The following is a 22,048-nucleotide window of genomic DNA, read 5'->3' as shown; positions in this document are numbered from 1 at the left end:
TTCCTCCTATTTGTTTTTAACGAATTCCGTATCTATATTTTTGTCAAACTTATCTATGAGCTCAGGCTCCAGCTGGCCAAGGCTTATATAGAATTCGCCAAGCTCCCTGGCAAAACTGCCCAGTTCACGATTGCTCCAGTCTTCCGCTGTGATAAACTGAACTCTGCCTAAATCACTGACACAGCTTTCTCTTGTAGTCTCTGCACCTGCTTCTTTTAAAAATTCTACCATCAGATCTGCTGCCATATCAGTATCTTCATTCAGCGCCTTACAGGCCTCCATAATACAGTTCAAGTATTTCTGCACCAGTTCCGGTTTTCCTTCCACTGCTTTTCTGTTAGCGACTACCATATCTACATATCTTGTTCCAAGATCTGCCAGATTGCCAACCTGAACCATACCGTCATCCACTGCTTCAAAAAATGTGGGAACGTTAAGGGCTACCGCATCACACTGATTTGCCTGTAGAGCCTGATAAGCCTGGGCAGTATCCATATTAACAATATTTACATCTGTAATTCCAAGCCCCAGCTTCTCCAGCCATTTTAATGTGGTAAAATGCTGAGCGGTTCCTATTGGCAGAAGAATTGTGGCTCCCTTTACAGTCTCAGGACTGCCAAGTACATTAGGGTAAGAAGGGTTGTAGCCCTTAGCACCTGCAATAGCAGAATCAGGCTTTACAAATACTCCCAGACCGTCGGTAGACTCCAGAACTTCTCCTATAATCATCATGTCATAATTTGCGACACCTGTCACTGCTGCTGCACCCATTGCTCCAACATCCCATAAATCTGCTGCCAATGCTTCATTCATCGGTGCGCCTGTTGCAAACATAACTGTTTCCATTTTAAAACCAGCTTTTTCATCCAGCTTATTCTTCTTAATATACTCTGTGGGCAGACTGGTAATAAACGGCATCATAGCAACTCTTAACACAGGCAAATCTCCTGCTGCCTCTGTATTTGAATTTCCTCCGTTTTCTTTTGACGGAACAGAAGCATTTCCGCCTCCCTTTCCACAAGCTGACAGTACCATGGTCAGAGCCAGAACCGCCGCTGCGATCTTCATTACTTTTTTGCTTTTTCTCATATGACATCCTCCTCGTATAATAGTTTGTAGCATTTTCCCCTATCCTGTTTACAAATGGAAATACGAAATCATCCGACTTGCCGCTTCCAATTCTTTTTTCTTCCGTATTTCCTTCTTGTATTATGATTATATAATAGCCATAGCACCTTTGTTTTTTCATTATTTTATTTTTCTTTTGATTTTCGGATGGATTTTGTTAAAATGAAATTGTTGACTTTTCTAATTTTGACATTTGTTTAGTTATTATGACAGAATTCTGATGCTGCAGGATTCTCCTCCTGGGGTGGCTGCACCGTTCCATCCATTTTCGTGAAATTTCTTTTATATAAAAAAGATGACCGCTCAGTTAACGGCTGGCGGTCATACAATATTATCCCCTCTTCTTAGAATCCATATCGTTCCAGCATCTCCGAAGGACACTGGTTTTCCTTCATACGTTTTCTCATTAAATGGATCATTCTTTTTTCTGCTGCTTCATCCTCAATGGGCGATTCCTGATTCGGATCTTTTTCTAAATCAAACAACATCGTAGGATATGTATTTTGCCCGGCTTCTCCTCCATAGGGAATCTGCATAACAGGCAATTCCTTTGTAAATGAAAATCCATCTGACAATGTCATCTGCTTTAACTCTTCCTCTTTTATAAAAGCCCTGCGTCCTCCATGGCGAGTGGGCATCAGAGTATACTGATAAATCTTTGTATCATAATTCACGGGACTTCTCATATAAATATAGCGTCCGTCTGTACAGTTTATCTGGCCTCCGTAGATTCCGAAGAGAGCAGCTTCCCGTATGGCTTTATCTTCCTGAATCACAGACTGAAGGGGGATTCCCTCCATATCCTTTGGAAGTTCCAGCCCAAATTGTTTCAGTATGGTTGCAGGCAGATCAATGGTCTGCACCAGACTATATACCTGTTTTCCCTTTATTCCAGTGACCGGGTCCCATATGAACAAAGGAATCCTGGCCACTTCATTATAAAACGGACAGTGGCATTTGGCCCATTGCCCATGTTCAGACAGAAGAAACCCATGATCTGTATTAACAATGAGCATAGTATCCTTCCACATATGATACTCATCCATCAGATCCAGGATCTCCCCCAGTTTTTCATCACACATAGACAACAGGGCTCCATATTCTGACCTTAAATGAAGAATTTCCTCTGGTGTATCACGCTCATCAAGTTTTCTGTAATCCGGCCAGTCATAAACCGCTCCATGGTAAGTATGGGGAAACAGCTTTTTAAATTTATCATGAGTAAAAAACGGCTCATGGGGATCAAAGGTTTCGATCTGCAAAAACCACTGGTCTGTATTGCAGTTGGTCCTGATAAATTCTTTACCGGCTTCAAACGTTTTACTCTGGGGCTGCTTCTCTTCTGTATCTAAATAGGATCTGTTAATAAAATCCTGGGGAACCCAGTTGTGCTCCCAGCTGTCAGCAATACCGTCACACCGGTTTTTATATTCCTTTGGAGACCAGTTCTCTCCTGCAACCCCTTTCCATGCATCTCCCTCCTGTCCCCGGAATCCTTCCCATGTTCTGTATCTGGTATGATAGGTTGCCCCGCCATCTTCAAAATAATGGTAATGATCTGTAGCAATATGGGTATGAATGCCATTGTGATTTAACAGCTCAGGCATGGAATCATCAAAAGGCTCTAATGGCCCCCAGCTTCGATGGAGAAAATTATATCTCCCGGTGTGCAGTTCCCGCCGCGCAGGCATACAGGGAAGACTGCCGGCATAACAATTGTCAAAAGTTACCGAATGTTCTGCCAGTCTGTTAAAATTAGGGGTCTTTACAAATCTTCCTCCATAGGACTCCAGCATATTTCTATTTAATGAATCAAACATGACCATCAATACTCTCATGTTTCCTTTTACTCCCCTCTTCTGTATTCATAGGGATTGACCCCATAACGTTTTTTAAAGGTTGTGGAAAAATAACTTACATTAGGATATCCTACCGATTCCCCAATCTTCTGAACACGTTCTGTTGTGTGGGACAGCAAATAGGCGGCTTTCTTAAGCCTTATCTCAGAGACAAAGGCACTATAGGTACAGCCCACCTCTTCCTTAAAGATTCTGGATAAATACTCAGGGTTTAAATGGACTTTCTGGGAAAGCATTTCCAGGCTGATGGCTTCGCTGTAATGCTTTCTCACATAATCAACGGCTGCGGCTACTCCTTTGGACAATCGTCTTTCATCTACATCCTGATATGCCAGCACATTTTTGATAAACTCCAAAACCAGACACCGGGCTTCTGCATAGTCTGTAGTACTATAGACCCGGCTTTTTTCTTCCAAAAGCATATGGTGCATCAGCTGTGCATCCTCTTCTGCAAACCGCATATATGCCATTTCCATTGCATCACAGCAAAAAGCAGTAAAACCACTGATAGGGACCCCTGTATCTTTCCTGGCTTCTTCCATGGTTTCTTCTGTTCTTCCATAAAATTTGTCACTTTGCACATCATATAATTCCCGTCTTTTCTTCCGGAAAACAGACTCCCACTTTGATTCCTTTTTTCTGATCTCACTTCCATTGCTCTTAGCCTGCCAAACCTTTATTTTCCCTTCATAATATCCCATTCCAAGACCATAAACCGCCTGAACAATGGCATCGGGCACACTGCTTAAACGTTCCGTTATGGTGCTGACTCCTGCCATACAGCCGTTATTTAATACAATTGCAGATGCATACTCATACAAAACCTGATTCTTCTTAAGCTCTGTTAAATCCCTTGCCAGATTCCCAATGATCACATAGGTATATCTGTCATACTCAAAGCTGGCTACATGACGGACACAGGCGTTCTGAGGCAGGACAAAATCTTTCATTAAATCCTGTTTCCAGACAGCTATGGAAAACAGTCCTCCATCCCTCCATCTGATATTACACTCTCTCAGCTGCCTGATATCATCCTCTTCCAATGGGCTGCCTTTTCTTAAAATGTCACTGATTATGGAGTGCTGCTGTCCTGTACTCTCCGTTTCTCCACGAACTTCTTTAGAATCCGCTCTTTTTATTTGCAGTTCCAGCTTGGATAGCATCTCCTGAAAGGACTGTTGATTCATCTCTGTTTTCAGCAGATAATCATCACCCCCCTGGCGAATGGCTTCCCGCACCAGATCAAAATCTGCAAAAGCAGTCAGCAATATGACGATCGTTCTGGGATTCAGCTTTTTAATCTCCTTTAAAAGCTCTAACCCTCCCATGAGAGGCATTTTTATATCTGTAAATACGATATCAGCCTCATTCTCTTTAAAAATTGACAGAGCCTGCTCTCCGTTATGCGCACAGCCTGCCAGCTCACAGCCCGGATAGCTCTGAATACAAAACTGCAGCCACTCACAAATCATTCTTTCATCATCTACAATCAGTATTTTCATGCTAAATCCTCTTCACTAAAATGCTCTCTCCTTATAACAGGAAGCTTTAAAGTAACCGTTGTCCCGATTCCTGATTCGCTTTCCACAAGAAGCCCATAAGAATCTCCAAAATTGATTCTGATTCGATTTAACACATTTAAGATGCCAATGGAGCCACCGGTATGGTACTCTCTGTCCTCCAGCTGATCTCTCAGCTGCATAAGTTCCTCTTCGCTCTGACCAACTCCATCGTCGGAAATGGTAATCATAAGGCAGTCCCTGTATATGGCAGATTCGACCACAATCATCCCCGGCTCCTCCTTTGCATTAAGTCCATGAAATATAGCATTTTCCACGATTGGCTGAATAATAAGAGAAGGTACAAGGCACCCCTTTGTCTTTTCCTCTATTTCACATTCAAAATGCACTTTATCGCCATAGCGGATCTGCTGTAGTACCAGGTATTTTTTCGTATTCTCAAACTCTTCCTCCAGCAAAATGAAATCCGTATCTACTGACAAAGTCCTCTTTAGTAAGTCTATAAAAGCTGACATCATTAAAACCGCCTGCTTGTTATTCCCCAGTTCAATCATGCACTGAATAGAAAACAGGGTATTATAAAGAAAATGGGGATTGATCTGGGCCCTGAGAAAATCCAGTTCTGATTTCCGCTTTTTTATTTCTTTTTGCTTTACACTTTCCATCAGTTTTTTAATCTCTTTTGCCATCTCATTAAAGCTGTCTTTCAATTGATTGACTTCTTCATAGCCTTTAATGTCACTGATCACATCAAAATCACCCTGCCGCACCTGATCCATCAGACTGCACAGCTTCTGGATCGGCTTTGATATTCTGCCAGATAAGTAATAAGCAGCTCCTGCTCCTGCAAAAATACAGAAGCTTAAGAGCAGAAGCAGAATGGCAATGGCTTGATGGAGAGGCTTGAAAATCACAGAACAAGGCATCTCTTCTACAATTGTCCAGCCTGTCTCAGGATCATAGTAATTGGACAGCAGATAATCCTGCCCCAGTTTCCTGATCATATTGTACTGGTTTACCCCATAAAACTGTCTGAAGTTTTTAACCCCAATGAAGTTTTTGCCAAGCAGATTCTTATCTCTGCTGGATACAATATTTCCTTTTTTATCAAAAATATAAAAATTACTGTTTTCCTCTACGGAACTATATAAACCCTCCAGATACTTTTCATCGATATTAACCAGAATCGTACCAAGTATATTGCCATCCTGATCCATAACCTGACGAAATGCACCGAATACATAAGGATTTTCTATGCCTGTGCTGTCAAACTTTTCCTGAAAACTGCTGATAAACACCATATCATCCTCAGAATCATAGCTTTGCCTGTACCATAGCTGGCTTTCTAATCCCTGAAAGTCATAATCCCCTTTTCCCCTTGAGGAGTACTGAAAACCATTATTGCCCAGAATGACCACATCATAATTCAGGCCTATATCATGAAAAACCTGGTCATAGGTCTTTTTTAACTCATCAAGATAATTGATGGCCTTCTGTCTGTTTTCCAGGAACTGATCCTTTTCTTCAGACAGATAGCTTCTCATATGCTCATCATAGCGGTAAAGATTGGATATGGTAATCGTATTGCTTTTTATGGTATTGGATCGTTCTGAGATCTGCTTTAATACATCTAGTCTGCTCTGTCCGATCTGATCCAGCATAAGGCTTTTGATCCCTAAGAATAAAAACATAACAAAAAGAAGGGAAATCAAGGCAAAAGTAAGCCCATATCCCAGGCGCAGCTGTGCCTTAAGGGTTCTAAATCCATTTTTCCTTTTATTCCATTCGTTTTTCATCTTTACAATGAGTTTTCTGCAGTTTTTCTTTAATATAATCATCACAGCTATGAGACGCTTTCCCCTTACTCCAGACTCCTGCCAGATTGATCTGCCCGGAACCATATACAGCTTCTTTCGCACCATCAATCTCCGGATTTACATAGTTTAAAAACCACTGCTCTAATTCATAATTCAGTTTATTTTTTATTTTTGCCGTTTCCCCGTCTTCTGATAAAAGAAGATTGTACCTCTCTCCCGGATCTTTCTCTAAATCATAGAGTTCATTGGGTCCATAAGGGTAACGTTTGATAAACTTATATCTGGTTCCCCGTATCATTCGGTTCGGCCCATATTCATCCAGTACAACAATGGATTCTGACTGAATAAACGGCTGTCCCATCATAGCCGGAAGAAAGCTTCTGCCTGGAAGATCTGTGAAGCGGTCCTCTGCTCCGGCATATTCCAGCAGAGTAGGCATAAAATCATAAGCAGAAACAAGAGAAGTGTTTACTTTTCCCTGAGGAATAATGCCCGGCTGGCTGGCAATAAAAGGAACCTTAACTGAGGATTCATACATATTGATCGGAAAGGTACCGTTGCCTTTTCCCCAGAAACCATGATGTCCGCAGCTGAATCCATTATCACTGGAAAACAGTATCAGCGTATCTTCCCTGATACCCAGACGATCAAGCTCATCAAGAATACGGCCGATATTCTGATCCATTGCAGTGACTGCCGCATAATATCCTATCTGATTGGCCTTTAAATCCTTCATAACCTCTTCTGTTAAATAAATATGATCCGGATGCTTTTCCTCCATAGGGCATGACAAGAAGGAACAGTCCTCGTAAATTTTTGTGTATTCTTTTGGATGGTTGTTGACCCATGGGGAATGAGGTGCTGTATAGCCCACATGAAGATAAAAAGATTGCTTGCCTGCATATTCTTTGATAAAAGATATGGCATCATCGGTTATCACATCAGTGACATAACCGGATTCATAGATTAGTTGTCCTTCTTTATAAAAAGGAGCATTATAATAAGGGCCTCCGCCAGATTTGTGCGCAAACCAGTGTGTAAAACTCTTTTGAGAAACAGAACTCCTGCCAACGTGCCATTTACCGGACAGACCACATACATAACCTTCCCGAGCCAACACATCGGTATAAGCGGTCTGACCCGCCAGATATTCTATATCCTCCTGTTCTTTATTATCGTCCCGAAGCCAGTCATGCACCCCATGCTGTGATGGAATTCTTCCGGTTAATAGAGAAGCCCTGGCAGGGGAACAAACAGGGGAAGCACAGAAGAAGTTGTCAAAGCGGATTCCCTCTGCTGCCAGCCTGTCCAGGTTGGGCGTAATAATCTCTTGATTCCCGGCACAGCCCATAGCCCAGGCACCCTGATCGTCCGATAATATAAAAATGATATTGGGTTTATTTTTACTCATTTTTGTTCTCCTTACTATTAGGTTATAATAGCTGCGGCAAGTCGAACATTTATCTTTAGTATATATGATATAGAATCAATTGTAAAGATGCATTTTATGCCGCATATTATACAAAAGCATCTCCTGACCATAGTCAGGACCATCGGCTATGCCGCTTAGCGGATTGCTTATATATCGTGCACATTGCATACACAATTGGGTCACGGCACATAAAAAGCGCCGGAAGGAGTCCGACGCTAATAGAATGTGCATAATTAATTCAATTTATTTTACCTGTCCCACAAAAACGGATCTTTCGTCTTACAAAGGTAATTTTTAAGCTTTTCCCGGTATGCCAAAATTTCCGTCCTTTTGCAGTCCGGCTCCAACAGTTCCGGATTTTTCTGGTAAGGATCTTCCTTATTATCATAAAGATATTCCTTTTGCTCCTCTCCCGGAGCATAACCGTTAAAAATGACATAGGTATAACGTTTGTCCTTGATGCCTCTCCAGCCATAAGCCTTATGGGTAAGCCCCTTGTCGGAAAACGCCTTTACCGCATCCGCGCCGCCTGGATAGGAACAGATCAACATGTCCTGCGGCTCGTTCTCATCTTCTCCGAACATACCTTTCACATGACTGTAACCCTCGCACGTTTCAGGTATGGAAAGCTCCAGAAGTTCCAGAATGGTCGGCATATGATCCGGACTTGCAAAGATTCCGTCATTGTCCACAGCCTTAATTCTTTCCTTCTGACGGATCATAAGAGGAATATGGATGGACTCCTCATACCAGACATTTTTACTCATCAGTCCGTGGGAACCAAGCATTTCCCCATGGTCCGCCGATAAGACGACAATGGTATTTTCCTCCATATTATGATCCTTTAAATACTGTAGGATCCTTCCAAACTGTTCATCGATTCCATGGATTGCGGCATAATATTGCCTGGTCTGGGTTTCCAGAAGTCCGCCTTTTTCCCGCATCTCTTCCGGTACGTTTTCCCGGTAGCTGACTTCTAAATCCTTAAATTTATCATAATACCGGTCCGGTACCAGTTCATAGGGAAGATGAGGCGGATTATAGGATAAGTACAGCGCAAAAGGCTGCTCCTCTCCTTTCCTGGCTTCCATGTATTCGATGGCCTTATCTGTTTCAAATTCCGCAGACCACTTTCCAGGTTTTATTTGCGTTTCATCATCCTGCCAGTAATGAGGATCCAAATGGTCATCCCAGGCTCCATAAGACAGCCAGTAGTCAAATCCATGCCTTCTCTCCCCTGGCGGCGTATAAGCATCCCAGTCTTTTGCACCTGATTTAGGATTGGAGGAAAAGTTAAGCTCTGAAGCATCCAGATGCCATTTACCGATATATCCTGTGTGATAACCTTCGGTCTTAAGTACATCTCCGATGCAGAGCTCCTGAGGTCTTAGCATGACCTTTTCTTCCAGTCCTATCTTGCAATTGGTCCACATCCCCACACGGAATGGGTATTTCCCTGTCATCAGGGAAGCTCTGTGAGGAGAACATAATGGGTACGTACTGTAAGCATTGGTAAACCTCATGCTCTCCTGTGCAAAGGAGTCAATATTTGGAGTCACCACCTGGTCCATGTTCATAAATCCCATGGCGTGAGCCCGCCACTGGTCGGCAAAGACATACAGCAGATTTGTTTTCATTTTTTCCTCCTTATTCTACCACAGTTCTTACCAGTACAGCTCCCAGTCCTTAGAAAGCCTGGTAAGAGCCTCCATGTAAAAATAGTCACCCCAGGTATTGCACTCATCCACGCCCCGGTTCGTACAGGTATTCTCCTTAGAATCCCTGGCGTAGGTGCCATGAAGCAGCAGTCCGTTGGACTTTTTATAATCCTTATTGGCGCAATGATCCGCCAACGCTCTAAGCATACGGTCAGCCGCATCTAAATATACCATGGCTTTATCTTTATCCAAATATTTTGCCATTTCCAGGATTCCGCAGACAGCAATGGCAGAAGCGGAGGAATCTCTTGGCTCCGTGCTTCCAGTGTCAAAGTCAAAATCCCAGTAAGGAACAAGATCATCCGGCAGGTGTTCGATAAAATAATCCGTTACGCTGCAGAACAGATCCATGTATTCTGTATTTTTTAAATACCGGTAACTTAAGGCGATTCCGTATATGCCCCAAGCCTGGCCTCTGGCCCATGCGGAGCCATTGCGGTTTCCCTGATGGGTCACGCCATAGGTCGGCTCCCCGGTCTCCACATCAAAGAAATGAGTGTGGTAAGTGGAATGATCCGGACGAAGAATGCATTTCATCGCAGTTCTTATATGATTTTCCGCCTTTTCTTCATAAGAAGGATCTCCTGTCACTTCGGTTGCCCAGTAAAGCAGGGGAAGATTTAACAGACAGTCAATGATCAGCCTGTATTCCTTCGGCTCTCCTGGATTTCCCCATGCCTGAAGAAACCTTCCTTTTTCCCGGTAACGTTCCGCCAAATGGTCTGCTGCCAATAAAGCCGCCTTTTTTGCGTGTTCATTGCCGGTCAGCTTATAAGCTGCCACACAGGATAAGCTGAATAAAAATCCCATATCATGATGGTTAACGTCAATTTTATTTTCAATTCTGTCAAGAAAGCTTTCTACCTGCACTTCTGCCGCTTTCCGGAACGCTTCATCGCCGGTATGCTCATAAGCCAGCCAGATCACTCCTGTCCAGAATCCTGTTGTCCATTCTACATTTTCTGTTGCTTCATAAAATCCGTTAAAGCTGTTGGAAGATTGGAATTTATCCGTAAATACCGATAGATTTTCTTTGACGATCTTTACAGCATCATCAAGAGCTTTTTGAACCATACCCTCTTCCATTCCAGGATAGGTTTTTATTTGTTCCAATGTCTGTGCCATATGATTCTCCTTTCCTCCTATTGTCCATCTTTATTGGACATAAAGGTATACCCGCAGGGTGTTTCCTCCTATTGTCCATCTATCTGGACATAAAGGTATACCCGCAGGGTGCTTCCGCTTAGCCCTTGATTCCGCTGGCTGCAACGCCCTCTACAAAGAACTTCTGGCAGCTTAAGAATACAATGATAACCGGGATCAAAGAGCATACAGAGGCTGCCATGATCCATGCATAATCCGCTCCGAACTGGGATATAAACATCCGGATACCAAGCTGAATTGTCTTTAATTCTTTTGTCTTTAAATAGATCAATGGTCCCATGAAATCATTCCATACATTCGTAAAGGTAAAGATAGTCAGGGTTGCCATTGCCGGCTTGCCAAGAGGAAATACGATTTTTCCGAATATACCGTACTCGTTTAATCCGTCGATCCTGGCAGCTTCACATAATTCGTCAGGAATACTGATATAAAACTGGCGGATTAAAAATACACCGAAGGCAGAGAAGGCCTGCATCAGGATCAATCCTAAGTGAGTATCGTTAAGTCCAAGCTTGGAAACCAGAATAAACTGGGGAACCATGTAAACCTGCCATGGAACGGCTATGGTCGTAACATACATAAGGAATATTAAATCCCTTCCTTTAAAGCGTGTCTTCGTAAAACCGTAAGCGGCAAAGCAGCTGGTGAACAGCTGGATTACGGTCGTAATGACCGTCAGCTTGGCGGTATTAAGAAAGAAGGTCACAAGTGGCAGCTTCTTCCAGATGATTTTATAGTTCTCCCAATGCAGCGTATCCGGCCACCATGTCATAGGTATGGAAAATACGTCTTTATTAAGCTTTAAAGAAGAAATCACCATCCAATAAAAGGGTACCAGCATAAAAAGGGATAAAGCAATCAATCCCAGATATAGAAATATGTTCAAATTCTTTGTTTTTGTTCTCATCGCTTTCCCTCCTTACATCAAATCTTTAGACCACTTCTTTTCACCAGCAAACTGAATCAGGGTGACAACAAGCACTACTGAAAACAGAACAAGTGCGCCAGCGCTTGCCGGTCCAAACTCCCAGCTTGTAAATGCCTTTTCATAAATATAATTGACCAGGGTCTTAGTGGCATTACCAGGACCTCCACCTGTCATTACATATACGAGGTCAAATACTTTAAAGCATTGGATCGTCAGCATAATCAGCACGAAGAATGTGGTTGGAGTCAGCATGGGAATGGTAATATAACGAAGCTTCTGGAAGCCGTTGGCTCCGTCTATTCCTGCCGCTTCATAAAGTGAACCTGAGATTCCCTGAAGCGCTGCCAGATACACGATCATGTAGTATCCCATGTATTTCCATACACTTACCACAGAAATAGCCACCATGGCCCATTTCACATCCACTACCCATCTGGGGGGCTTGGAAATGCCGATGAATCTTAAAAATTCATTGATCGGTCCAAAATCCGGCTGGAACAGCATATTCCACACCGCACCTACTGCTACGATGGAAGCAATATAAGGGAAATACAGTGCTGTACGGAAAACAGCGATCCCCTTTAACTTATTATTCAACAGGACTGCCAGTAATAGCGCCAGCACTAAGGTTGGGAGTACCGTAAGCAATGCGTATTGAATCGTGTGAATAAAGGATTGAACAAAAATCCTATCATTAAAAATTTGAACAAAATTACTTAATCCTACGAATTTCATGGGAGTACGGGAACCATCCCATTTCATAACACTTAAAACAAAAGAAAAGATAACGGGAATGAATACAAAAATCGCATATCCGATTAAATTGGGTAGAATAAAGGAATAACCAATCAGGTTACTTCGGATTGCCTTCATTTGATGAGACTTTAGTGTCTTTTTTACTTCTTTCATACAGGGTTAACCTCCTTTTCACCTGCTTTTTGCCACAAAAAGAGCGCCTTGCCATAATATTTAGAAAAGGCGCTCTCCGGGCAATCAATTTTTACCAGCCCTTGATCTCCGCAACACGCTTGTTCAGCTCTTCGATTCCCTGATCAACGGTATACTGCTTAATCATGATCATTTCATGAACTTCTTCAAGCAGATTTTTGATTTCAGTAATCTTCGGATCTAACGGACGGTCAAATATATAGTGGGTATAAGTCAGCGCTTCAACATTTGACTCTCCCTCTGGGAAGAACTGTGCAGAAGCAATTGTCTTTAATGACTCTTCTGTCTGGATACCGGTAAATACGCCCTGTTCAGCTAAAATGTTAGCTGCTTCTTCGCTGGTTGCAAACTTCACAAAATCCCAGGATAAGTCAGGTTCATCAGTGTAAGCACTGATTCCGACAGGAGTGAGAGCTCCTACTGTGTAACCGGCTTCAGTATCAGCAGGATGAGGAATCCTTGCAATGCCCCAGTTAAAGGAAGTTTCATCTGATGCCTGAGACTGGATCATAGTTGCAATAAACCAGGAACCCATTGGCATCATAGCACACTGCTGATTTTTGAATACAGATGAATAATGGATATTAGCTGTTTTTAAAGTAGAGAAATCCTGAATATAACCATTATCCTGTAAAGCAAGAGCCTGCTCATACCATGGCTTTAAGAAGGAATAATCCTTTTCAACAACTGTGTGTTTGCCATCCTGAACAGCCCAGTTTGATACAAGTGCCTGCCAGGTGTGGTTATGTCCGCCATAAACCTTTGAACTGCCTTCACCAGATGTCATCTTAGCTGCAATATCATAATACTCATCCCAAGTCATATCATTTGATGGATAAGGAACGCCTGCCGCATCAAAAAGGTCCTTATTGTAGTATAAGATATACCAGTCGGAACGATATGGAAGTCCGTAGGTAGCTCCGTTATACTGAAGCTGCTCTGCTGCACCATTGTAAATGGATAAATCCAAATTATCTTTCTTCATGAAATCATCCAAAGGAAGAAGCTGATTTTTATCTGCCATCTGGAGCATGGAACCCATGTCCTTTACCCAGATTACATCTGGATCCGGCTGAGCTGCAGATAAGCTGATTCCCAGGGAATTGTTGTATTCATCGGCTGATGTATCAATTACATTAATTTCAACATCTGGATTTTTTGCCATGTAAGCATCAACTACCGTCTGGAATGTCGGTGATGTATCATAGTCCCATGTAGTAACGGAAAGTACTTTCTTTTCTCCTGTGCTTTGTGCTTTTTCATCTGATTTTGTTGTTTCTGTCTTATCAGTTGAACTTGCAGCACTGCTCTCAGTTGTTTTGCTGCCACCACAAGCAGTTAAAGATGCGCATACCATTCCGGCTGCTAACACCATAGCTAAAACTCGTTTTAATCTCATTAGCTTGAAACCTCCCTTTTTTTAGAACTACGCGCGTATGTGTTCTTTGTGGTATAAGGATAACAGATTTAAGACAATATCGGAATAAACGATTTGCATAATTCTATTATTTTTTTTACTCATAACCGTTTTTCACGATCCCAAACATATACTTTATTTAGATTTTTATACTTTTTTAAGATTAATTTTTATATTCGTTGAATTTCTGAGTAATAAAGGATATGATACTATTAAATTTATTCTCGTGAAGACAGCGAGTTAAGGTCAAGCTTGTTTAACTTTGACGACTGCTCACGGGGTTCAGAAAGGATCTCTGTCATGCCCCGCACATTCCAGTATAAGCTTCTTCTATATAATCTTCTGGTAGTTATAAGTATCGCCTGTGCCGTAAGTTTTTATAACTATCATTCCTATTATAAGGATGCCATTCAAAACGAAACGGAAAACTCAGTTAACCGCATACAGATTCTGTCCGACCGGATGGAAGTTGCTTATGAGGAAATGGTCAACATCATTGTGACCTGTTCAGAAAGAAAGTCTTTATTTTACACACCTTCCCTGAAACAGTCGGAATACGGAGATGCTGCTTATATTAAGCTGTACGCCTCCAATGTACTTAGGGACTTCTGCGCAATTTCAGGTTACAGCAAATATATCTATAAGATCACTCTTTATAGCAACGGAGAAATCCTGCAAGCAGGGAACGCCTACGGCTCCTCTTTCGATTTCAGAGACATCCAAAATGCGCCCTGGTTCCACGATATGCTTTCCAGAGAGAATACCCAGTATCTCCTCTCCCTGGAGGACAACCCTTTTTCTCCAATGAATTACACCCCTAAGCTGCTCCCTCTTCTTAGACCATTAAAATATTCCTCAAGCAGCAATCCGGAAGATGCCTGGATATTTCTGGCGATTTCTCCCCGTCTGTTTTCCGATACTCTGGAAAGCATGGGGGATGGACAGATCCTCTTTGCTTCTACTTTAGATGGAAGTATCATTTCTTCTGTGAATGGAAAGGATTATGATGTCTCTGATCTGCTGGTCACTCTTAGAAACTTAAAAGAACCCCAGGGCAATTTCCGCACTTTGCTGAATGGAAAGGATTGTATCATCTCTTATCAGAGACAATTAATCAGCGGTCTGATCTTCTTTCAGATCCTGCCAATTTCAGACCTTAACCTTGACCATGGCATGATTGGAGGTACCATTGCTCTCATATTCTTTTTCTGCTGTGCCATCGGCCTTACCTTGTCCTGGTTTATATCCCGCCAGTTAAGCGCACCCATCAGCCGTTTGAAAAAACGACTGGAATTCATTTCCATGGGAAATTTTAATCCGGACCGCTCCATTGAAACAGATGATGAAATCGGAAGCATAGGAAAGCAAATCAACCAAATGTCTGACCGGATCTCCGATCTTTTGGAAACCAGAGTTCAAAGCGAAAAAGAAAAAAAGGATTTGGAAATTAAAATGCTTCAGGCCCAGATCAATCCTCATTTCCTCTACAATACACTGGATTCCATCAAATGGATCGCAACCATGCAGAAAAACAGCGGGATCGTTCAGGTGGTTACTGCCCTGTCCTCCCTGCTAAAAAACATGGCAAAGGGATTTAACGAAAAGGTAACCCTTCGTCAGGAATTGGATTTTTTGCAGAATTATGTTATTATAGAGAAAATCAGATATATTGAACTTTTTGACGTAACCACAGAGGTTGATCAGGAAGTATTATACGATGCCAAAATCGTGAAGCTGACCCTTCAGCCTATTGTGGAAAACGCCATCTTTAATGGAATCGAGCCAAGCGGAAGAAACGGGCTGATTCAGATACACGTTTTTGCTGAAAACAGTGTTCTTTATATTACCATAAGGGACAACGGCATCGGCATTTCCCCGGAAGGCATTGAAACGCTGTTAACAGATACTTCCCGCATCACGAGAAGCAATATGAGCGGAATCGGGCTTCCAAACGTGGACCGGAGATTAAAGCTGGTTTACGGAGAAGAATACGGATTAAAGCTGGAAAGCGAATTAGACCAATACACATTAATTACCATTGCCCTTCCTTTGGAATTTTAAGAAGGGCCGACAAAGGGGTATAAAGACAGCATGTATCGAATTATTATTATAGACGACGAGCCACTCATCCTGGCTGGCATCGCTTCCCTGATCATATGGGAAAACTATGACTGCACGATTATAGGAAAGGCAACCAACGGCCCTTCCGCCTATGAAATGATCATGGATCTTCATCCGGATATCGTCATAACGGATATCCGGATGCCCGTGTTAAGCGGGCTTGATCTGGTGGAAAAATGCAAAGAAAACGGCTGTGACTTTGCTTTTATTGTATTAACAAACTTAGAGGAATTCCATCTGGTGAAAAAGGCCCTTTCCCTGGGCGCATCTGACTATCTGGTGAAAATCGATCTGAATGAAGAAGCGCTTGTGAACGCTTTGGAACGGGCCAAGGAGGCCTGCGACTTACTGGTCAATAAGCAGAACCGCCTCTTGGACAGCCAGTTTATGAATAACCAGGAGGATCTGGCAAAGACAGAGTTCCGCCGTCTTTTCCTTTCCCATGAGGCAGTATCTGATATTCCCGAAGAACTGGAGAAGCAGTATCCGGCTCCTTTTGTTATCCTGTTTTCCTTAAGCCCTATCCACATAGATTTTGAAGCGGGCGGGGGAAGCTATGATCTGCATTCTGTCAGCAGGCAGCTTATGGATATACTGGGAGGAATCGCAGCAAGGTTTTTCTTTCATTACACGATTCTGGAATACCGGCAGGATACTTTTCTCCTTACAGCCTCCTTTAAAGAAGAAGCCTTTTCCCAAAACCTTATAAGGGAATTCTGTCAGAAGTTCAGCGTTGCTTTAAAAACTTACTTTGAGCTTTCTGCCGTTTACGGTGTCAGCAGGACAAAAGAAAAGATTTCAGAACTCCCCCAGGCATTCTCAGAAGCCTCGACAGCACTGGAGTATTACTACTTTGACTCTTCATCCCAAGTAGTTTTTTACGACGGACAGAACTCTCATTTCAGTCAGGCAAAAAAATTCAATATCAATGTATTTAAAAAAGATCTGGCTGCTTATATAAGCCAGAACGACAGTGAAAAGCTTGCTTCCATTTTTGAAGAAATCATCACCCTGTTCCGGGAAAACAGGCCCCGTAAGGAACAGGCCACCAGCGCCTGCATCAATATCTACACCTATCTCTATTCATTTTTTGAAACTGGGGATGACAGCTATCAGGAGATCTTTCCTTATACCATTAACATTGCGGAGCAGCTGAATCATTTTAACAGCCTGGAGGACATCCTGGAATGGCTGAGGAGTTTCTGTCAGAAGCTGTGCCGCCTTTTGGAGGACCGGAAATCCACTCGTTCCGACAAGCTGGTGGATCTGGCCAGAAGCTACATCAAGGAACACTACATGGAAAAGCTGACCCTGGCCGATGTAGCCGAAGCTTTAAACATTAGCTCCGGACATTTAAGCAATACTTTTAAAAAACTCACAGGAACTACCCTGTCAGATTATATTGCCCAGGTTAAGATTCAGCATGCCATGGAGCTTATAGATACCCACCAGTACCTGATGTATGAAATCTCTGATAAACTGGGCTTTGATAATCCCTATTATTTCAGTAAAGTATTTAAAAAGGTTACGGGCATATCGCCGAGAGAACACGAAAACCGGGTCACCTATCCATTTACAGATGAAGGGAGTTAACTATGCCACCAGTTAATCTTTTGATCAAACCGGCCTCTGGCATGTGCAACATGCAATGTCAGTATTGCTTTTATCATGATATCACGGAAAAGCGAACACAAGGCTCTTATGGCTTCATGTCGGAGGAAACTTTAAAGAATGTCTTAAAAAAAGCCCTGGACTACGCAGATACTGCCTGCACCATTGCTTTTCAGGGAGGAGAACCTACTCTGGCCGGCCTCCCCTTTTTTGAACAGGCCGTAAGGCTTTCAAAGGAATATAATAAGAAAAATTTGGATATACATTTCGCCCTTCAGACCAACGGCTTTGACCTGGGACCGGAATGGGCGGAATTTTTCGCAAGAGAACATTTTCTGGTAGGAATTTCCGTAGACGGTACCATACATACCCATGATGCTTACCGGAAAAGCGGAAACGGCAGTGCCACATTTTTAAACATCATGAAAACAGTGGATAGCTTCAACAGGTATGGAGTGGAGTATAATATCCTCACAGTGGTAAATAAAAGAACCGCGTCCTCCATCGGAAAAATATATCAATACTATAAGAAAATGGGCTTTTCTTATCTTCAATTCATTCCCTGTCTGGATCCTCTGGAGGCAGCCCCTGGTACCATGGAATATTCTCTTACTCCGGAATTATACGGACAATTCCTCTGTGACCTGTTTGATTTATGGTATGAGGATTTAAACGCCGGAAAGGAAATCTACATCCGCCAGTTTTATAATTACCTCTCTCTTCTATTGACCGGCAATGCAGAATCTTGTGACATGAACGGTTTTTGCAGCATTCAAAACGTCATCGAAGCCGACGGTGAAGTATATCCCTGTGACTTCTTTGTTCTGGATGAATTTAAGCTGGGGAATTTAAACAATACCGGTTTTGATGAAATACACAAAAAAAGAATGGAGATCGGTTTTCTCTCTTCCCAGAAAGCGCCTGACAGCCAGTGCCAGGCCTGTTCTTACTTTTCTCTGTGCAGGGGAGGCTGCTACCGGCACCGTATCATGTCCATGGAAGAAACCTGCTGCAATTACTTCTGCAAATCCTATCAGATGTTTTTTGACCATTGCCTTCCAAGGCTTTTGCAGACAGCAAGAAAATTTAATCATTCATGAAAAACGTTTTAAAGTCAGATACGGCATTATGGGGAAAGATCATTTACTGGTCTCTCCCCTTTTTTGTATTCTAATGCATGTTCTGGACATGTTTGATGAACTGCCTTCTGATCGCTTTGACTCCTATTCCGGTTTTATTTGGTTTTGATGGCTTGACATACTTAGATTGTCTAGGTATAATGATTACTGTACTTAGATTATCTAGGTATAGTATCAGGAGAATGATAAATACTGAGAAAGGGGAAATCTTATGGACAAACGCTATATGGCTCTCGGCACTTCTATGCTGGTGCTGAAGCTTCTGAAAGAGCAAAGCATGTACGGATACCAGATAATACGCATACTGGAACAGCAAAGCCAGAATGTATTTAAACTTCAGGAAGGCACACTCTACCCAATTCTGCACACCCTGGAACAGCAGGGAGCAGTCACCAGTTATCATCAGACTGCAGACAACGGCCGCAGCCGCAAATATTATGCAATTACCTCTCATGGTCAGAAGATGCTGGAAGAAAAATCAAAAGAGTGGAAGGTCTACCAGACTGCCGTCAACCAGGTGATGGGAGGTGTTCTATTTGAATAAAAAAATCTCTGATTCCGCAGTCTCCCATTTTCTGGAAGAGGTGACTGACCAGATTTCTTATAAACCGTTACGTCCCTCCATTCATCAGGAGCTGGAATCACATATTAAGGACCGGATTGAGGAGTATGAATCCCAAGGACTTTCTCATGCTGATGCAGAGCATAAGGCTCTTCGCGGCATGGGAGATGCGATTGCCATCGGTGCCGAGCTAAATGAGGCCCACAAGATTCAAAAATCTCCTAGACTTACCTTCATCACCGCTTTGCTGCTTCTGGCAGGCTTTGTTCTCTCCTGCTTTTTGCGATGGACACCAGAGCGGATGTCAAATGGATTTCTTTCCTACATTCCAGGAGGAATACTGCTTGTATTTACAGTATTAAAGGGGTATCCCTTCGTAATCCGGCACAGAAAGATACTGGCATCATTTATATGCCTGCTGTATCTGGCTCAAATAGTGATATTTTTTCTGTCACACTTTAGCAGGAGACGGTTTTGGATTGCCAGTACTGCCTATTTTGCCACATTACTGTTAGTTCCAGTGATTACAGTGCTGCTGTATTGTTCCCGCCATAACAGAAAGAAATTCCTGACAGCCGCTCCCTGTTGTGCCGGAACATGGCTGCTTCTCATGTATACATCCGGCCTGTATCAAATCAGTGATACTGCAGCAGCCATTTTTCTTCTGAGTACACTTGGAACTGTGTGTTTTATGATTCACCGCGGGATTCTTTCCGGTAAGAAAAAATATCTTTATTCAGGTATACTGGCATTTTTTGTTCTTCTCGGAAGTCCGCTTTTTTTAACACCTTCCGGCCGTGAAAAAACTGAAGCTTTCCTTTCTCCACAATCCGCGATTCACACCACCTGGGATGATACATACAATGGGGTATTGATTCAGGAGCTGCTTTCAAGAACTCCTCTTACCCGCGGTCTATTACTCTCCCCGGAGGAAATGATGGATTATGGTACCGGTGCATGGTATTTCGCTTCCCGTGATCCTCGTCATATTGGCATAGACGCCACAGGGATTCATACCGACAAACAGCTGCAGGAATTTCAGGATAAAGTGGAGGCAATTGAAAAGCAAGGAGGCAGCCCGCGATCTATCCATTACATGGCAGATGATGTGACCCTCTGGGATATTCTTCCTCAGCATTATCATAATAATTACTTGATTGCCGTATGCATCTTCCTGTTTGGCTGGCTTCCGGGACTGGCAATAATAGGAACCATTGGCCTGTTTTATTGGATCCTTTTCTCATACATTAGACGGATCCATGGGAATCTGGCTTCATCTCTTGCTTTTTGCTGCGGGCAATGCTTGCTTTGGCAGGGAGTATTTTACCTGTTGGGAAACTTTGGTTATCAATATGCGATCTTTCCCAATCTACCCCTGATTTCAGAGGGACAGTTAAGCATACTCCTCAATATGTTACTTCTTGGACTGGTTTTTTCCGCATACCGTTATGACCATGTAATAGAAGAGCCTGTAAATTACAGACCTATCACATCCGGCTGATCAAAGAACAATAATTAATAAACATGATATTTAAAACTTTAATAATATAAGAAATACAGAAGTACCGGAAAGTGGTTTTCCGGTACTTCTTTTTGGATCTTGCTAAAATATCATCTTTTTCTCCCGATTTCTGCACTATCTTAATTGGTGGGCCTGGTTATAAAAAAACTACCAACTTAATGTTGATAGTCTTAATATTAAATTCAAAACCTTACTCTTTTGGATTCGGCTCTGGGAGCCATGAAGTATTTAAATCAGCTCCTTTAAAAACTCGTCTCAATTCATAAGATTTTTGCATATACATATCATCATCAGGATAATAGCAAGTATCTTCATTTTGGTTAGTTCCAATATCCAAAATTGTCAAAACTTCGTCACTGGAATTATAGAATGTATGGGCGATGTTTTTCCCTGCTGGTTTAGCTATAAAGTCTCCTTGTCTAACGGTTTTCTCCTCCTCGTTTAAGCGTAAAGTTCCCGTTCCGGAAAGGATCATAAAAAACTCTTCCTGCTGTGAATGACTGTGATATCTTGTACTGTATGCTTTAGGTGGAACATAATCAATATTCACATAGATTTTCTGACTTCCGGCAGCATCCCCCAACAACTTTGTTACCAAACCTATCTCATCATCCCAAATATACTGTTCAGGTAAATTATCCACGTTAAAGATATCCAATTAAATTTCTCCCCTCGCTATTAAAATCATTCTTTATGAGTAGAATATCACACGTCCTGCCTACTATCAATATTAGTTTTCCAATTTATAGCAATTATCTATTTTATTTTTGTAAATAGTTTTAATGGTTAACCTACTATATTTTTCAGATCGTCTGGTATATAATTTAATCAGAATAATAATTAGGAGGCGCCACATGTTTACTTATCTCGCATTGTTTTTGCAGTTATTTGAAATTTTTAAGTATGTTGTTTATGTTTTGGTTTTCTTATGTTGTATCAAGTATTTAAGGAAATAACAACATTATTTCACGGTCTCAACTGCTCTCACAATCATATCCGGAAAGCCTTTCATTGGCCCTGACGATGGCAGTTAAAGAATCGCATTTATATATATCGAATAGGAATACATCTTATAAAGTCATAAAAGCACGGTATCCCGTGCTTTTATTTGTAGTGTGCCCAGCGGGCGCACGTTCTAATGGGTGAAAGTCCCTAGTCCACC

At 42.2% G+C, this 22,048-nt stretch carries 16 protein-coding genes; 5 read left to right on the top strand and 11 right to left on the bottom strand.

Annotation, left to right across the window (positions count from 1 at the left end; translation table 11 throughout):
- Positions 1-6 precede the first annotated feature (6 nt).
- From RT269_RS01170 to RT269_RS01125, 10 genes are all read right to left on the bottom strand, one after another.
- Positions 7-1,089 carry an ABC transporter substrate-binding protein gene (locus tag RT269_RS01170; protein ID WP_313180179.1) on the bottom strand — a complete coding sequence of 361 codons (1,083 nt, stop codon included), beginning with the start codon at positions 1,087-1,089 and terminating at the stop codon, positions 7-9.
- A gap of 383 nt (positions 1,090-1,472) precedes the next feature.
- Positions 1,473-2,966 carry a sulfatase gene (locus RT269_RS01165; protein WP_313180178.1) on the bottom strand — a complete coding sequence of 498 codons (1,494 nt, stop codon included), beginning with the start codon at positions 2,964-2,966 and terminating at the stop codon, positions 1,473-1,475.
- Positions 2,967-2,974: 8 nt separating this feature from the next.
- Positions 2,975-4,489 (bottom strand): response regulator, encoded by a 1,515-nt coding sequence (locus tag RT269_RS01160; RefSeq protein ID WP_313180177.1) that lies wholly within the window; start codon positions 4,487-4,489, stop codon positions 2,975-2,977.
- A complete protein-coding gene (locus RT269_RS01155) occupies positions 4,486-6,303 on the bottom strand; it encodes a sensor histidine kinase (RefSeq protein ID WP_313180330.1) in 1,818 nt (605 codons plus the stop codon). Before RT269_RS01155 ends, RT269_RS01160 begins: the two co-directional genes overlap by 4 nt.
- Positions 6,284-7,735 carry a sulfatase-like hydrolase/transferase gene (locus RT269_RS01150; RefSeq protein WP_313180176.1) on the bottom strand — a complete coding sequence of 484 codons (1,452 nt, stop codon included), beginning with the start codon at positions 7,733-7,735 and terminating at the stop codon, positions 6,284-6,286. Before RT269_RS01150 ends, RT269_RS01155 begins: the two co-directional genes overlap by 20 nt.
- A 269-nt stretch (positions 7,736-8,004) precedes the next feature.
- Entirely contained in the window at positions 8,005-9,393 is a 1,389-nt protein-coding gene (locus tag RT269_RS01145; RefSeq protein ID WP_313180175.1) for a sulfatase family protein, read from the bottom strand.
- Positions 9,394-9,420: 27 nt separating this feature from the next.
- The gene (locus RT269_RS01140) at positions 9,421-10,599 is read right to left on the bottom strand and encodes a glycoside hydrolase family 88 protein (protein WP_313180174.1); all 1,179 of its coding nucleotides are present in this window, start codon (positions 10,597-10,599) and stop codon (positions 9,421-9,423) included.
- Between the two features lie 118 nt (positions 10,600-10,717).
- The gene (locus tag RT269_RS01135; protein ID WP_313180173.1) at positions 10,718-11,545 is read right to left on the bottom strand and encodes a carbohydrate ABC transporter permease; all 828 of its coding nucleotides are present in this window, start codon (positions 11,543-11,545) and stop codon (positions 10,718-10,720) included.
- Between the two features lie 12 nt (positions 11,546-11,557).
- Entirely contained in the window at positions 11,558-12,475 is a 918-nt protein-coding gene (locus RT269_RS01130) for a carbohydrate ABC transporter permease (RefSeq protein WP_313180172.1), read from the bottom strand.
- A gap of 91 nt (positions 12,476-12,566) precedes the next feature.
- A complete protein-coding gene (locus RT269_RS01125; RefSeq protein WP_313180171.1) occupies positions 12,567-13,913 on the bottom strand; it encodes an ABC transporter substrate-binding protein in 1,347 nt (448 codons plus the stop codon).
- Between the two features lie 318 nt (positions 13,914-14,231).
- Between RT269_RS01125 and RT269_RS01120 the strand changes: the two genes are divergently transcribed.
- The 5 genes from RT269_RS01120 to RT269_RS01100 all read left to right on the top strand — a co-directional run bounded on the left by RT269_RS01120 (position 14,232) and on the right by RT269_RS01100 (position 20,865).
- The gene (locus RT269_RS01120) at positions 14,232-15,992 is read left to right on the top strand and encodes a sensor histidine kinase (protein ID WP_313180170.1); all 1,761 of its coding nucleotides are present in this window, start codon (positions 14,232-14,234) and stop codon (positions 15,990-15,992) included.
- A gap of 30 nt (positions 15,993-16,022) precedes the next feature.
- Positions 16,023-17,645, top strand: a complete 1,623-nt coding sequence (locus RT269_RS01115) for a response regulator transcription factor (RefSeq protein ID WP_313180169.1) — start codon at positions 16,023-16,025, stop codon at positions 17,643-17,645.
- Between the two features lie 2 nt (positions 17,646-17,647).
- On the top strand, positions 17,648-18,763 hold the full coding sequence (locus RT269_RS01110; protein ID WP_313180168.1) for an anaerobic sulfatase maturase: 1,116 nt from the start codon (positions 17,648-17,650) through the stop codon (positions 18,761-18,763).
- Between the two features lie 250 nt (positions 18,764-19,013).
- Positions 19,014-19,346 carry a PadR family transcriptional regulator gene (locus tag RT269_RS01105; RefSeq protein ID WP_313180167.1) on the top strand — a complete coding sequence of 111 codons (333 nt, stop codon included), beginning with the start codon at positions 19,014-19,016 and terminating at the stop codon, positions 19,344-19,346.
- Positions 19,339-20,865, top strand: a complete 1,527-nt coding sequence (locus tag RT269_RS01100; protein WP_313180166.1) for a permease prefix domain 1-containing protein — start codon at positions 19,339-19,341, stop codon at positions 20,863-20,865. The genes RT269_RS01105 and RT269_RS01100 overlap by 8 nt, the downstream gene beginning before the upstream one ends.
- Positions 20,866-21,076: 211 nt before the next feature.
- Here the strand turns inward: RT269_RS01100 and RT269_RS01095 are convergent, their stop codons facing one another.
- Positions 21,077-21,544 (bottom strand): cupin domain-containing protein, encoded by a 468-nt coding sequence (locus RT269_RS01095; RefSeq protein ID WP_313180165.1) that lies wholly within the window; start codon positions 21,542-21,544, stop codon positions 21,077-21,079.
- Between the last annotated feature and the right edge of the window lie 504 nt (positions 21,545-22,048).

The organism is Lacrimispora sp. (assembly GCF_032078915.1).
GTDB lineage: Bacteria > Bacillota > Clostridia > Lachnospirales > Lachnospiraceae > Lacrimispora.
The sequence above is the reverse complement of the archived record's forward strand: the minus strand, read 5'-3'. Positions and strand labels throughout refer to the sequence as shown.

Bases quoted from the DNA above. Each gene is read 5' to 3' on its own strand.
- RT269_RS01150 (WP_313180176.1), bottom strand. From the start codon at position 7,735: ATGAGTAAAAATAAACCCAATATCATTTTTATATTATCGGACGATCAG.
- RT269_RS01145 (WP_313180175.1), bottom strand. From the start codon at position 9,393: ATGAAAACAAATCTGCTGTATGTCTTTGCCGACCAGTGGCGGGCTCAC.
- RT269_RS01140 (WP_313180174.1), bottom strand. From the start codon at position 10,599: ATGGCACAGACATTGGAACAAATAAAAACCTATCCTGGAATGGAAGAG.
- RT269_RS01125 (WP_313180171.1), bottom strand. From the start codon at position 13,913: ATGAGATTAAAACGAGTTTTAGCTATGGTGTTAGCAGCCGGAATGGTA.
- RT269_RS01130 (WP_313180172.1), bottom strand. From the start codon at position 12,475: ATGAAAGAAGTAAAAAAGACACTAAAGTCTCATCAAATGAAGGCAATC.
- RT269_RS01160 (WP_313180177.1), bottom strand. From the start codon at position 4,489: ATGAAAATACTGATTGTAGATGATGAAAGAATGATTTGTGAGTGGCTG.
- RT269_RS01135 (WP_313180173.1), bottom strand. From the start codon at position 11,545: ATGAGAACAAAAACAAAGAATTTGAACATATTTCTATATCTGGGATTG.
- RT269_RS01115 (WP_313180169.1), top strand. From the start codon at position 16,023: ATGTATCGAATTATTATTATAGACGACGAGCCACTCATCCTGGCTGGC.
- RT269_RS01155 (WP_313180330.1), bottom strand. From the start codon at position 6,303: ATGAAAAACGAATGGAATAAAAGGAAAAATGGATTTAGAACCCTTAAG.
- RT269_RS01120 (WP_313180170.1), top strand. From the start codon at position 14,232: ATGCCCCGCACATTCCAGTATAAGCTTCTTCTATATAATCTTCTGGTA.
- RT269_RS01170 (WP_313180179.1), bottom strand. From the start codon at position 1,089: ATGAGAAAAAGCAAAAAAGTAATGAAGATCGCAGCGGCGGTTCTGGCT.
- RT269_RS01110 (WP_313180168.1), top strand. From the start codon at position 17,648: ATGCCACCAGTTAATCTTTTGATCAAACCGGCCTCTGGCATGTGCAAC.
- RT269_RS01165 (WP_313180178.1), bottom strand. From the start codon at position 2,966: ATGAGAGTATTGATGGTCATGTTTGATTCATTAAATAGAAATATGCTG.
- RT269_RS01105 (WP_313180167.1), top strand. From the start codon at position 19,014: ATGGACAAACGCTATATGGCTCTCGGCACTTCTATGCTGGTGCTGAAG.